Origin of the sequence: Vibrio coralliirubri (assembly GCF_024347375.1) — a bacterium.
In the GTDB taxonomy this organism is placed as follows: Bacteria; Pseudomonadota; Gammaproteobacteria; order Enterobacterales; family Vibrionaceae; genus Vibrio; species Vibrio coralliirubri.
Window position 1 is genome coordinate 2,484,787 of the sequence record NZ_AP025470.1, and the last position, 12,467, is coordinate 2,497,253.

Sequence of the window (12,467 nt, forward strand, 5' to 3'; positions counted from 1 at the left end):
TTAGCCACCCATAGAAGCTGACTCAAGAAGCAGTTCATAGAAACGTTTTGCGGCAGGGCCTGTCTTGGCCCCTTTTGGCAGAGTCAGATGCAGCGGAACGTGATAGCCACTGCCATTTTCGACATTGAGCACCGTCAGCTTATCGCTACCTCGACTTTCCACAATGTGTTTTGGTAATCGGCAGTAACCCACACCCTGCTCTACCGCGCCAAATGCATGGTCGAAATTATCCACCGTAATACGCTGACTCGACTTCAACCACCCCACATCCTGTTTATTCCCTTGTTTTTTAGTGTCTTGACTGGATCGTGCACCTAAATCCCTCACCACAATTTGTGGCAAAGACGACAGTTGATTCAACGACACAGAAGCAGCACTTGCTAACGGATGTGAACTCGCAACAACAGGCTCCATCATAGTAAAGCCAAAAGCCTCAGCAGAATGATTAGTGACAGGCAGATTGATGATGGCAACATCAGCGAGCTCTTGAGTGACCATTTCAGTCGTCTTAGACAACGATGTTTCCATCACTTGAATCGATGTTGTGCTGTTCTCAGCCATAAATTGCGCCATCGGTTTGTATAGACGTTCAAGACAACACAGATGATCCACGGCGACCACGATTTCAGATTCGACGCCTTTCGCCAGCTGTTCACTAATGAGTTCCAACTCTCTCGCCTGTTCCAACATGCTGCTTGCACGGCGCAACAGTGATTTACCATCTTCCGACAGCACCGCCCTGCGTCCTTCAACTTGCACCAAAGACACACCCAATTGATCCTCCAATTTTCTCAAAGCATAAATCAACGTGGTATGGCTCTTATTCAATTGCACGGCCGCCGCCTGAATGCTGCCTGCGCGGTCAATTTCGTAAAGCGTTTGCCATTGGTCTAGGGTGGTCTTTAATCTCATCGGTCTAAAATCCTGACAGTTAATGACAATATTATGAACTTTTCTGTCTGTTTTTTACAGGTAATATGAGTTTCAACAACAAACGAGAATAGCTTGTTTGTCTTGAACACCTATTTGCTAAACAGAATTTATTAAACGGAGAAACACCATGAAACTACTACAAGTTGATTTTGAATTTTCAGGCCCTTTCGGTGAAGAGATGTCGAACACACTCGTTGACCTAGCAAAGTCTATTAACAACGAACCGGGCATGATCTGGAAAATCTGGACAGAGAACGAAGCAGAAAAACTGGGGGGCGGCGTCTACTTATTTGAAGATCAGCTGAGTGCTGAAACCTATCTGGCGATGCACGCTGCTCGCTTAAAAGAGATGGGTGTACAGGAAGTGCGTGGTGTAATTTTTGACGTAAATCAGCCCTTAACTACCATTAATAAAGGCCCAATCAACGCTTAACGCATCGCTCACTCACTCACTCACTCACTCAAGTATTGAGCAAAGAGACAGATTAGCGATATCACCAAGTTGAAAAAGAGAGCGACACAATGAACAACAAAACATTCTTGAGCCTACACGGCATCATTTACGCAGGGGTTGCCTTCGCGCTGTTTTTCCTACCCACCGTTATGTGGCCAATGTACGGCGTAGAGATCAATGATAAGTACGCGTACTTTCTCTCTCAACACACCAGTATATTTTTGGGTGGTATCGCTGCAATAAGCTGGCTGCTTAGAGACATTGAACCTGGCGTGTCCGCTAAAAAGCTCATCCAAGGATTGGTGGTTACAAATATGCTTGGCGCCATCATCACATTGTATGCGGCGTTTACAGGAATATTTGTTGGCTTCGGCTGGAGTGATCCGGCGTTCTTCCTGTTTCTATCAATACTGAGCGTGTTGCAGGTTCGCAAGCAAGCTTAACCAACCAATGAATTCAGATAGCACAAACAAAAAAACACTCGGTATATGCCGAGTGTTTTCGTATTAAATCGTTAACTTTAACGTCAGGCTATGAGCGACCAAGCATACGACTTAGCGTGCCATCTTTATCGACAAACTGATGCTTCAATGCGCCTAATACATGCAGAGCAAGTGCCACCATGATCAAGTTCACTGAATTGACATGAACGAAAGAAGCCGCAGACTGTAACCATTCGGTTTTTTCACCAGCAGCGATAAGCTCGAACCCGAACACGTCTAATGCACGTCCACCAGCAACACTCATCACCGCACCAGAAATTGGCATCGCCAACGTCACCAACAATAAGAAATGGTGAACGCTTTTCGCTGCGATTTCTTGTGCTCTCGTCAATACGGCAACACTCTCAATTGCGCCCTCTTTAAAACGCCATACCAAGCGTGAAAGTGCGACAACTAAAACAATCAAACCCAACGATTTGTGCAGCCCCATTAACTCGCCTTTTTCGGGGCCACGCGGCATGCCTTCAAATTGAAGTCCAATAACAAACACGACAAGGAACAAAATACCGGTAAGCCAATGGAAAACAACAGTCTTTTTCGATAACGATTTACTCATGATGACCACTTTATGTCTCTAATAATGACGCTATTTTCGCCTAATATCATTACACTTTATAGGGTAAATAAGTAAAGTTAGGTAAAGACCAAAAGAAGCCCAAAATCGTTACTTTGTGTGCTCGACAAAAATCAACTCGTCAGTGTTGAAACCACGCTCTTTAGACATGCTTTTGAACTTCTCCATCACCTCTGGCGCAACCTCTGGCGTTCTTGAAAGCAGCCATAAGTAATCAGTATCTGGACCTGAAACAAACGCGTATTGGTAACCCTCTTTGTCCAATTCAAACACCACATAAGCGCCGTAGAAAGGGCCAAAGAAAGACACTTTCAAATAGCCTTGTTCGCTGCCTTCAACAAAATACGCTTTGCCTTCCGCTTCGTTCCATTCACCCTCTTCCGCCGAATAGCCTCGGTTAATCACCTTCACGCCGCCATCATCACGCAGACTATACTCAGCACTGATGTTGTCTAAGCCACGCTCAAACGAGTGATCCAAACGAGCCACTTCGTACCATTTCCCTAAGTATCGATCCAACTCGAACTGTTGAACGGGCTTAACCGTTTCGGGCATGCCGACACAACCACCCAATAAGATCACGCTAAGCAGCAATAATATTTTTTTCATCCTAACCTCGACTTGTTTTTATTAGTAATGCGAGTAAGTCTCGTGAAAACATAAACTTACATCCTTGGTAATACGTTAAATCCATTTTTATAGTTCACTTAACTGTAATTTATTCAGAATCTTATGTGAATCGTTTAGTCTGCGAATGAATCAATGACGTTTCATTGCTATTCGATATTGAGTCGGCGTCACCTGTTTATAGGATTTAAACTGACGATTGAAGTTGGCTTGGTTGTCGTATCCCACTTTCTCCAAGATCAAACTGACAGGCAATGAGGTATTAATCAGCAAGTCGCACGCAACATTCAATCGGATCTTTTTAAGCCGTTGACTGAAGCTCTCTTTATAGTGCTTTTGAAATAAACGCCTAACACTGCTCTCACTGATGTATAGGTGACTGGCTAAATCGTTAATCGAGATATCTTGAATAAAGTGATTCATTAAGAAGGCTTCGACCTTATCTAGCTTATCGCTGATCTCATCACCTTCATTGTCCTTAAAGATCGGGTTGATCAACTGCACCACCTCTTCGTCATCAAGTAATACCGAAAACAACGAGAATAAAGTGAGTAACTGTTGGTGTGGCGGTTTCTCCATCACCCTGTCTAGCAATTCAGTCGCCTTCTCTGCCGAACTAGGAGAGAACTGCAATCCTTTCTTTGAGCCTTCCAGCAGTGCACGCAACGGTTCAAGCTCTCGACAACTGGCTATCAATGGCTCTATCCAGTCTTTACGAAACCAAATCACATGCGTTTCACATACTCGTTGGTCATCCGTGCTGTCGTCCGAATAAATAGCGTGGGGCAAGTCCGGCCCAACCAAAATCATATGATTATGGAACACATCGCTTTGGTGATGCCCAATAAAACCATGACCAGTAAAGTGACGATGAATCGCTATCTCATACTCTTCGTGTCGGTGCCAACCATAGCTTTTACTGTTCTCGACAATTTTCTTATAGCGCCAAGACATGCCAACTCGTTGTGGCACTTTTTCCAAGTAACCTTTCATTACGATACTCAATGACCTTTTAATATTGAAAGTATACGTAACAAACCACCCAAATCAGCACATTGACTGAAAAGTATTGAACATTGCACTGACGGTACTCTTCTCTTCGTCTCCGATAAATATACTGCAAGTGAACTTAATCAGGAGAGCAACTATGGACACTTTATTATTAAAAATTCGCGATATGATTCTTGCCACACGTCAGCAGTGGATCGGCGAGATCACCTACAGCCACAATATTAAAGGTGATCACACCTGGAAATTCTATGGCTATAACTCTTATGACGAATATAAGAAAGATCTGCGTAATAGCTTAAGACAAGAGTCGTAATGAAAGGCTTATTCAAACCACAATTCATTGATTAATCGCGGTTTTTATTTGTCATTCATGTAGAGTTTCACACTTGCCACTCGCTTTCTATACTTACTAAACAGTGGAACATGGAACACATAATAATGAATAACAAACTCACTCTGCCACGCACTGCATGGATAGCATTACTTGCAAGCTTAACGGCCGTCGCGCCGGTGCTTGCGCAAGCCAACACTATTGTTCAAACACAAACAGCAGTTCAAGCGCAAACAGCCGTTAAAAGCCAAAGTGCTGACCAGATATTTACCAATGCAGATATATACGGGCATCGCGAGTCGGACTCGATCGTTACCCACAAAGGCAAGATCATCTTCATTGGTAACCAATCACAGGCGCAAACTTTTCAAGGGCAAAGTACTGATGTCATTGATCTAGACAATGCCTTTGTGCTGCCGGGGTTCATTGACAACCATAACCATGTGTTTGAAGCCGCCTCAGAGCTGGGTGGCAATTGTGAACTCGACTCTGAAGCGACGTTAGAAGAGCAAATCCCTTACTTAGAAGCGTGTAAGATCAATGCTGATACCGATGGCAGAGGTTGGCCAATGGGTTATGGTTTTTCTTTGGAAGCGACGCTCGATAGCGATTCTGACTATACACCGCTAGAGATCATCGACAGTATCTTCCCGGATCGCCCAGTGGTGATCATGGAGCAAACTTCACACTCGATGTGGGTCAACTCAAAAGCACTAAAAATCGCTCGAATCAGCCAACAATCTCCAGACCCACAAGGCGGTGTTTATTTAAAAGACCAAGACAGTGGCAAGCTCAATGGCATCTTGCTAGACAATGCTGGCGATCAATTGATGGAGATGGCGTGGAACAGCCAAAGCGAACTGTTTGAGCAAAGCTACCAAGGGTTAATGTTCGGACTTGAGGAAGCGGCAGCCCACGGCATCACCACCATTGGCGACGGTCGCATGTATTGGAAACGAGGTTGGTATGACGTTTGGCTAGAGGCCGAGAAAAATCAAGACTTAACGGCGCGTGTCTCGCTACGCCCTTGGGTGTATCCATCGATGGCAATACCTTCTCAATTAGAAGTCTTTGAGAAGATGTATTCCGACGATAAAAGCCGTCTGTTACTTGTCGATCAGGTGAAAATGTACAGTGATGGTATCTTCATCAACGGCACCGCCAAAACGCTCGCGCCCTACTTAGATACTTATCTGCCCCAGTCTCCTAATGGCTTGAACTATATTCCGCCAGAACAAATGAAAGAGTGGTTAACTGCGCTCGAAAAAATCGGTTTTAGCGCCCACATTCATGCCATTGGTGATGGAGCGGTTCGTGAATCGCTTGATGCGATAGAAAGTATTCGCAAGCAAGGTTCAACCAAACCCTACACCCTAACCCATGTCGAATTAATCAATGATGAAGATGTGCCACGCTTTCGCCAATTAGACGTGACTGCAGATTTCCAAGTCGGCTCTGATTACGTTGCAAGGCATCAACACCAATGGGCCGAAGCTTTTCTTGGTGCTCGCCGTGCCAAAGCCATGATGAACCTCGATGCAATCCTCAGAACCGACGCCAATATCACATTAAGCAGTGATTGGAACGTACACGACATCAACCCTTTGGTCGGCATCGCGAACAGCTTAATCATGGGCAAAACCGGCCTAACTGATATCTATACCGCCATCGACGCTTACACGCTCAATGCAGCCAAAAGTCTTGGAATTGAAGATGTAACAGGCTCTATTGAGGTAGGGAAATCCGCTGACTTCGCCATTCTCGACCGCGACATCACCACAGTGTCAGCAAGACAAATAGCCAAAACTCAGGTGTTGATGACGGTGTTACGCGGGGATGTGGTTTACGAGCGTATAACCAAAGGTAAGTAAAAAATAGCTAAGAATCACTGAACATTATCTTTTCCAAGACAACCAAAAAACACAAACATAAAAAAGCATCAATAATATTAAAACATAAAGGTAACAAGTGAATGTAATTATAAGATCAATATCTGTAGGCGTTATATTTGTCCAAATACGTGGCTTTGTTGCGTAATTAAATTTAGAGATAGAGCCAACCCGTTTCGCTTGTTTCTTAGTCAATACGACAAGTTTCAGGCATACCTAACCCAGTAAGCTTGTTCAACGCTTTTATCATCGCGTAAGTTTCACCCACCTGGGCATTGTAATTTCTTAAGCTCAGTTTCCCTCCTAGCAACTGTTTAACTCGATACATCGCTGTTTCTGAGAGTGAACGTTTGTGGTATCCATACCGCTCTTTCCAATACTTATTTGAGTCGTATAATTTCTGGCAACCCACGGCGAAATTTCGAGGGTGACCACGCTCCCAGAAGGCAGCCCCTTCTCTTGGGGGAATAAGCGCAATAGCTCCCTTAATCTTAATAGCAGCGTGACACGCTCTCGTGTCGTAAGCGCCATCACCAGACACCTCAAGGATACTTCGGCGTGTTTGTTTCAGTAAGTTCGGGAGTACTTCTCCATCTGTAACCGTCGATAAACTTAGCTCGGCGGCAATGATCTCATGAGTGTTGGTATCGACTGCAATATGCAGCTTTCGCCAGACTCTACGCTTGCCATCCGTCCCATGTTTTTTGACTTTCCATTCACCTTCGCCATAAACCTTAAGGCCAGTAGCATCAATGGCTAGGTGCTGTATCGCTCCTCTCGTTTTAGTCTTAAATGAAACCTCAACTTGCTTGGCTCTACGACTGATGCAGGTGTAATGCGGACAACTTAACGGTACATGGGCTAACCTAAATATCGAGTCGATAAATCCTTGCAGCGCTCTCAATGGCATAGAAAAAACTCGTTTGACCATGAGTGCTGTCGTGATAGCTAAATCACTGAACCGACGCGGCCTACCGCGCTTATTCTGTTTGCTTTGCGCCCATCCGCTTATTGCTTCTTCATCAATCCAAAAAGTCAGAGAACCACGGTTAATGAGTGATCGGTTGTATTGCTTCCAGTTGGTTGTTTTATAACGAGGCTTAGGCATAGGACTACGAGATAGAGTGGAGGTAGCTGATCAGATCGTAGGTTCTTGATTTAGTTCCATTGAATTACGCAACAAAGCCCAAATACGTTATTGATATTGCATACGCTACACCGTATAGTGCGCGCAATAATTAACCTCCACTGAGATTTACTTGACATGAGAATACTGATTGGCGCAATAGTCATTGTGCTGAGCATTTTGTTATCCGCATGCACAGATAAAGCTATTACTTCTAGTAGCGAAAAATCACACGATGTTACGAACATAAAAGACACGACGCCTAACAATACGTATATACAGGCTCCCACAGCGGAAAGTACGACTTCTCAAGGTTTACAAGAGTCACATGAAAAAGAGCAGGACAATCTGCAGACTCAGTCGATTCCCAAACCTTCGCAGAAACAGAAGGCCTCTACAACAGAAGCTCCAAAAGAAACTAAAAAACAGAAAGATGCTATAAAAAAAGAGCCCAAATTAGCAAATGAAAAACCATTAGAGCAGAAACAAAAGACACCAAAGAAGTTACAAGTAGAAAAAGAAAACAATAACTCTAGCCACCAGCCTTTAGTTTTTCCTGAGTTTTATGCGCCTGAAAAGTATAAACACCCACTACGTCACTCAAAGAAACTCAACTTCATGATTGGCGAAGATAGTAAGGGTTCTTACTTGTATGGTGAAGGTCCTATCGTGCCTGGCGCTTTCAAAAAATTCATTGCTTATGTCGATCATTATAAAAGCCAAGGCGTTGATTTAAGAAGGTTTATGCTTCATAGCCCTGGTGGTGTACTAGATGAAGGCTTAAAAATTGGAGAATATATACTCCAAAATAACTGGAATACTGATGCTGATAAATATATGCGCTGTTATTCAACTTGCGGTTTCATTTATGCAGCTGGTTCTACAAAGTACATTCAAACAGGTGCCGAAGTTGGATTTCACCGTCCATACATTCCAGGAGTTGCGGACACTCCTGAGTTTATTGATGAGGTTTATAAAAAATACCAAGCTTATTGGGCAGCTGTAGATGGTAACAAAAGCTTGTATGACAAATTTATGTCTGAGTACGGTCGAGATGAAATGCTGATACTCAAAACCAACAATATCGACAATTATATTCCTGTAGAGAAATATTGATGCCCATTAACACAATAAAATTACCTGAACATATATGGCTTAGAGTTATGCTCTTCGTCATGGGAGCAATGATTATTCTTTTTAACGTTAAAGGTTATGAAGTATTATTTCATGCAGAGCCACTGATTCCATTCATCCCAATTTCTCCTTTTGGAATCTTACTTGGTTGTGCAGAAATTGCAGTGCTAGCTTGGACATCAGCGGTAATCAGAGAGTGGAGCGTATCAAGTCGGGTTCTAAAAATATCTATGTTTGCGGCTTTGTTGCGTAATTAAATTTAGAGATAGAGCCAACCCGTTTCGCTTGTTTCTTAGTCAATACGACAAGTTTCAGGCATACCTAACCCAGTAAGCTTGTTCAACGCTTTTATCATCGCGTAAGTTTCACCCACCTGGGCATTGTAATTTCTTAAGCTCAGTTTCCCTCCTAGCAACTGTTTAACTCGATACATCGCTGTTTCTGAGAGTGAACGTTTGTGGTATCCATACCGCTCTTTCCAATACTTATTTGAGTCGTATAATTTCTGGCAACCCACGGCGAAATTTCGAGGGTGACCACGCTCCCAGAAGGCAGCCCCTTCTCTTGGGGGAATAAGCGCAATAGCTCCCTTAATCTTAATAGCAGCGTGACACGCTCTCGTGTCGTAAGCGCCATCACCAGACACCTCAAGGATACTTCGGCGTGTTTGTTTCAGTAAGTTCGGGAGTACTTCTCCATCTGTAACCGTCGATAAACTTAGCTCGGCGGCAATGATCTCATGAGTGTTGGTATCGACTGCAATATGCAGCTTTCGCCAGACTCTACGCTTGCCATCCGTCCCATGTTTTTTGACTTTCCATTCACCTTCGCCATAAACCTTAAGGCCAGTAGCATCAATGGCTAGGTGCTGTATCGCTCCTCTCGTTTTAGTCTTAAATGAAACCTCAACTTGCTTGGCTCTACGACTGATGCAGGTGTAATGCGGACAACTTAACGGTACATGGGCTAACCTAAATATCGAGTCGATAAATCCTTGCAGCGCTCTCAATGGCATAGAAAAAACTCGTTTGACCATGAGTGCTGTCGTGATAGCTAAATCACTGAACCGACGCGGCCTACCGCGCTTATTCTGTTTGCTTTGCGCCCATCCGCTTATTGCTTCTTCATCAATCCAAAAAGTCAGAGAACCACGGTTAATGAGTGATCGGTTGTATTGCTTCCAGTTGGTTGTTTTATAACGAGGCTTAGGCATAGGACTACGAGATAGAGTGGAGGTAGCTGATCAGATCGTAGGTTCTTGATTTAGTTCCATTGAATTACGCAACAAAGCCTCAAATTGCTAACGAAAAAAGAAAGGCAGCTGAAGCTAACAACCGAGCAGCTCAAGCAAATGCAAAAGCAATAGCTGCCGAATCGAAAGCGCAACAAGATAGTAACGACAATAGTTGGAATAGTAGAATAGACAAAGCCCTACGTTGGTTAAAAGTAGCTTTTCTAATCATTTTGCTTTTGACAACTCTTGTGGCTGCTAGCTTGGGACTATATTATTTATTTAGATTAGTTACTGAAGAGCCAATTATTAAAACTGTAACCGAGACAGTTACAGAAACGGTTGAAAAGGAAATAATTCCGGAAGAATGTACTCAAGTAAGGCGAAATGGAAAAGTTTACGTGAGTTGCGATGGTGTGACTGTTCAGGGCTCTCCAACGATAGCAGAAAGTGGGGTTGATGAGATCCCCGAACTTATTGCAGAGTAGTACTTGATACAACGAAAGCGAGCCAGCTTATTCAGCTGGCTCGTCTGTTATTCACATCTGTATTTTATGTTGTGTTACGCGTTGGTATCTTTAAGCGCTTTCACATTTGAATCTTGTTTGTCATCCAGAGCAAAGTAGATCTTCGATACAATCACTTCAGCAACCAAAATTGTAAATACCACCGCGAAGAACGCTACCACACCGCCCCAAGGGCCTGTGAAGCTCACCTTATCTCCGAACAGAAGGTTAATCGCTTCTAGCATCACAAATTTTGAACCCACCAAGATAATGTAAGTGGTGATTGCTCGGTACACCTTAGGCGCAGTGCCCGGCTTGCTTTTGAAGTGCTCGGCAATCTTGTGCTCTAAACCAATAGAGAGCTTCAATAATAGCTGCAACAACAATGCCGCAATCAAAGAAATAGTGAAAGACTCAATGTTAACGAAGTCCCAGTACTCATCGAAGAAGTTAAGCACTACTAAGTCCACCAGCACGGCTAACGTGTAACCGACGAATAGACGTTGTGGTGTGTTGAACCCGTAAACTTTGTCTGATTTAGTCATTCTGTCTCTCTCTAATCTAATTTGATAAGTCGCCTTGATTTGAAATACATCTTAGCGTTCGAATCGAAGCAAAACTTACCATTTCATGACACCGCCAACATTCATTTATCAAATTAATGATTCGACAGAAATCCCCCTTTCCTCTCTTATAGCAATAGCAAAAACACACCCAATTCATCACTGTCACCAAATGGCCATTCTTCAAATGCTGCGCCCCATAAGATGACTCCATCAGCGACACACACTCATTTCCAAAAGGTGCAGACTATGAAAAAGCTAATCACTAACGCGAACGTATTTAACGGTGTTGATAACAACTTAATCGATAACGTATCAATCCTCATCGAAGATAACTTGATCACTCAGATTGGAGAGATTGACCCAACGATTGCCGATGAAACGATTGATGCTCAAGGCGGTACAGTCATGCCAGGCCTGATTGATGCGCACGTTCATATCACTTTATCTGCACCATTCAATATCATTGATACCATGACGCGTGAAGAAGTGGCGATTCGCTCAGCAAAGATTTCAGAAGAGATGCTGATGCGTGGCTTTACTACCATTCGCGATGTGGCGGGTAATACGCTTGGCCTTAAAAACAGTATCGACAACGGCTATGCCACTGGCCCACGCATTCTTCCTTCGATGGCGGCTATCTCGCAAACCTGTGGTCATTCCGATTACCGTCAAAACCAAGCGCAAGAGCGTTTAGCTAACGGGCATGAAGATTCACCAATGATGAAGCTTGGTGCAATGAAAGTGGCAGATGGTCGTTCAGAAGTCTTAAAAGCGGTTCGCGAACAGCTGTTTATGGGCGCTTCTCAAATCAAGATCATGGCGGGTGGTGGCGCTTCTTCAACGTTTGATCCGCTAGACACATTGCAATTCACATCTGAAGAGATGAAAGCGGCGGTTGATGCCGCTTCCGATTACGGTACTTATGTTGCTGCGCACATCCACACTTCAGATGCGATGCGTCGAGCAGCTGAAGCGGGCGTGATGTCATTCGAACACGCGACCATCATGGACGACGACATTGCCGAGATAATTAAAGACAAAGGCATTTGGGTTATTCCTTCTTACTTTACCTCTTCATTGATTGCAGAGCGTAAGATCCCACTGCCAAACGAAGAGACATACCGCAAAACAGAACGCGTAGGTAAAGCGATGTTCAAGTCAGCAGAACTGATTAAGAAATACGACATTCAGAACATTGCTTTTGGTACTGACTGTGTGGGTGAAACCAACGTTCATGCGACACAATTGAATGAACTTGGTGCGATTGAGCAAGTATTCGATACCATCACCGCACTTCGCATGGCGACATCAAACTGTGGACGCTTGTTCGAGATGTCGACCTATCAACACCCATACCAAGAAGGCAAGTTAGGTCAGATCGTTGAAGGCGCGTATGCCGACCTATTGATCATCGATGGCAACCCACTGGAAAGTGTTGCGTGTGTGGCGAACACAGAGACACAAAAACTGATCATGAAAGACGGTAAGGTGTATAAAAACACGCTTTAGTGCTCAAATTACTCACTGAGTAACTAAACCTCCAAGGTAAGCAAGCGACCTTTCTAGTAGCTTGCTTGCCTTT

General features: G+C 43.9%; 15 protein-coding genes. 8 read left to right on the forward strand and 7 right to left on the reverse strand.

Annotated features, from left to right (window positions below; all coding sequences use genetic code 11):
* Positions 1-912 (reverse strand): LysR family transcriptional regulator, encoded by a 912-nt coding sequence (locus OCV20_RS11275; protein WP_086775320.1) that lies wholly within the window; start codon positions 910-912, stop codon positions 1-3.
* Between the two features lie 148 nt (positions 913-1,060).
* On the opposite strand from OCV20_RS11275, the gene OCV20_RS11280 reads away from it, so the two are divergent.
* Together OCV20_RS11280 and OCV20_RS11285 are read left to right on the forward strand one after the other, a co-directional pair.
* Complete coding sequence (locus OCV20_RS11280; protein WP_086775321.1) at positions 1,061-1,366, forward strand: monooxygenase; 306 nt, start codon at positions 1,061-1,063, stop codon at positions 1,364-1,366.
* 89 nt (positions 1,367-1,455) lie between these two features.
* Complete coding sequence (locus tag OCV20_RS11285; protein ID WP_086775322.1) at positions 1,456-1,830, forward strand: hypothetical protein; 375 nt, start codon at positions 1,456-1,458, stop codon at positions 1,828-1,830.
* Between the two features lie 88 nt (positions 1,831-1,918).
* Here OCV20_RS11285 and OCV20_RS11290 read toward each other — a convergent pair whose 3' ends face one another.
* The 3 genes from OCV20_RS11290 to OCV20_RS11300 all read right to left on the reverse strand — a co-directional run bounded on the left by OCV20_RS11290 (position 1,919) and on the right by OCV20_RS11300 (position 4,084).
* Positions 1,919-2,446 carry a cytochrome b gene (locus OCV20_RS11290; protein WP_048616656.1) on the reverse strand — a complete coding sequence of 176 codons (528 nt, stop codon included), beginning with the start codon at positions 2,444-2,446 and terminating at the stop codon, positions 1,919-1,921.
* A gap of 108 nt (positions 2,447-2,554) precedes the next feature.
* Positions 2,555-3,073, reverse strand: coding sequence for a lipocalin family protein (locus tag OCV20_RS11295; protein WP_050645693.1), 519 nt, complete (start codon positions 3,071-3,073; stop codon positions 2,555-2,557).
* 150 nt (positions 3,074-3,223) lie between these two features.
* Entirely contained in the window at positions 3,224-4,084 is an 861-nt protein-coding gene (locus OCV20_RS11300; protein ID WP_050053039.1) for a helix-turn-helix transcriptional regulator, read from the reverse strand.
* 154 nt (positions 4,085-4,238) lie between these two features.
* Here OCV20_RS11300 and OCV20_RS11305 point away from each other — a divergent pair, with 154 nt between their 5' ends.
* Both OCV20_RS11305 and OCV20_RS11310 read left to right on the forward strand, forming a co-directional pair.
* Entirely contained in the window at positions 4,239-4,415 is a 177-nt protein-coding gene (locus tag OCV20_RS11305) for a hypothetical protein (protein WP_019826761.1), read from the forward strand.
* 125 nt (positions 4,416-4,540) lie between these two features.
* Entirely contained in the window at positions 4,541-6,304 is a 1,764-nt protein-coding gene (locus OCV20_RS11310) for an amidohydrolase (protein ID WP_086775323.1), read from the forward strand.
* A 205-nt stretch (positions 6,305-6,509) separates the two neighbouring features.
* Here the strand turns inward: OCV20_RS11310 and OCV20_RS11315 are convergent, their stop codons facing one another.
* Entirely contained in the window at positions 6,510-7,430 is a 921-nt protein-coding gene (locus OCV20_RS11315; protein WP_086773621.1) for an IS5 family transposase, read from the reverse strand.
* Between the two features lie 156 nt (positions 7,431-7,586).
* Here OCV20_RS11315 and OCV20_RS11320 point away from each other — a divergent pair, with 156 nt between their 5' ends.
* Positions 7,587-8,564 carry a hypothetical protein gene (locus OCV20_RS11320; protein ID WP_086775300.1) on the forward strand — a complete coding sequence of 326 codons (978 nt, stop codon included), beginning with the start codon at positions 7,587-7,589 and terminating at the stop codon, positions 8,562-8,564.
* On the forward strand, positions 8,564-8,839 hold the full coding sequence (locus OCV20_RS11325; protein ID WP_086775301.1) for a hypothetical protein: 276 nt from the start codon (positions 8,564-8,566) through the stop codon (positions 8,837-8,839). The genes OCV20_RS11320 and OCV20_RS11325 overlap by 1 nt, the downstream gene beginning before the upstream one ends.
* 35 nt (positions 8,840-8,874) lie before the next feature.
* On the opposite strand, the gene OCV20_RS11330 is transcribed toward OCV20_RS11325, so the two are convergent.
* Complete coding sequence (locus OCV20_RS11330) at positions 8,875-9,795, reverse strand: IS5 family transposase (protein ID WP_086773621.1); 921 nt, start codon at positions 9,793-9,795, stop codon at positions 8,875-8,877.
* A gap of 59 nt (positions 9,796-9,854) precedes the next feature.
* Here OCV20_RS11330 and OCV20_RS11335 point away from each other — a divergent pair, with 59 nt between their 5' ends.
* Positions 9,855-10,301, forward strand: coding sequence for a hypothetical protein (locus OCV20_RS11335; protein WP_261881409.1), 447 nt, complete (start codon positions 9,855-9,857; stop codon positions 10,299-10,301).
* Positions 10,302-10,375: 74 nt separating this feature from the next.
* Here the strand turns inward: OCV20_RS11335 and OCV20_RS11340 are convergent, their stop codons facing one another.
* Positions 10,376-10,864 (reverse strand): hypothetical protein, encoded by a 489-nt coding sequence (locus OCV20_RS11340; protein WP_086775008.1) that lies wholly within the window; start codon positions 10,862-10,864, stop codon positions 10,376-10,378.
* A gap of 267 nt (positions 10,865-11,131) precedes the next feature.
* Here OCV20_RS11340 and OCV20_RS11345 point away from each other — a divergent pair, with 267 nt between their 5' ends.
* Positions 11,132-12,394 carry a metal-dependent hydrolase family protein gene (locus tag OCV20_RS11345; protein ID WP_086775009.1) on the forward strand — a complete coding sequence of 421 codons (1,263 nt, stop codon included), beginning with the start codon at positions 11,132-11,134 and terminating at the stop codon, positions 12,392-12,394.
* The last annotated feature ends 73 nt before the right edge of the window (positions 12,395-12,467 follow it).

Coding starts and splice junctions, on each gene's coding strand:
- OCV20_RS11275 (WP_086775320.1), bottom strand. CDS start 912: ATGAGATTAAAGACCACCCTAGACCAATGGCAAACGCTTTACGAAATT.
- OCV20_RS11280 (WP_086775321.1), top strand. CDS start 1,061: ATGAAACTACTACAAGTTGATTTTGAATTTTCAGGCCCTTTCGGTGAA.
- OCV20_RS11285 (WP_086775322.1), top strand. CDS start 1,456: ATGAACAACAAAACATTCTTGAGCCTACACGGCATCATTTACGCAGGG.
- OCV20_RS11290 (WP_048616656.1), bottom strand. CDS start 2,446: ATGAGTAAATCGTTATCGAAAAAGACTGTTGTTTTCCATTGGCTTACC.
- OCV20_RS11295 (WP_050645693.1), bottom strand. CDS start 3,073: ATGAAAAAAATATTATTGCTGCTTAGCGTGATCTTATTGGGTGGTTGT.
- OCV20_RS11300 (WP_050053039.1), bottom strand. CDS start 4,084: ATGAAAGGTTACTTGGAAAAAGTGCCACAACGAGTTGGCATGTCTTGG.
- OCV20_RS11305 (WP_019826761.1), top strand. CDS start 4,239: ATGGACACTTTATTATTAAAAATTCGCGATATGATTCTTGCCACACGT.
- OCV20_RS11310 (WP_086775323.1), top strand. CDS start 4,541: ATGAATAACAAACTCACTCTGCCACGCACTGCATGGATAGCATTACTT.
- OCV20_RS11315 (WP_086773621.1), bottom strand. CDS start 7,430: ATGCCTAAGCCTCGTTATAAAACAACCAACTGGAAGCAATACAACCGA.
- OCV20_RS11320 (WP_086775300.1), top strand. CDS start 7,587: ATGAGAATACTGATTGGCGCAATAGTCATTGTGCTGAGCATTTTGTTA.
- OCV20_RS11325 (WP_086775301.1), top strand. CDS start 8,564: ATGCCCATTAACACAATAAAATTACCTGAACATATATGGCTTAGAGTT.
- OCV20_RS11330 (WP_086773621.1), bottom strand. CDS start 9,795: ATGCCTAAGCCTCGTTATAAAACAACCAACTGGAAGCAATACAACCGA.
- OCV20_RS11340 (WP_086775008.1), bottom strand. CDS start 10,864: ATGACTAAATCAGACAAAGTTTACGGGTTCAACACACCACAACGTCTA.
- OCV20_RS11345 (WP_086775009.1), top strand. CDS start 11,132: ATGAAAAAGCTAATCACTAACGCGAACGTATTTAACGGTGTTGATAAC.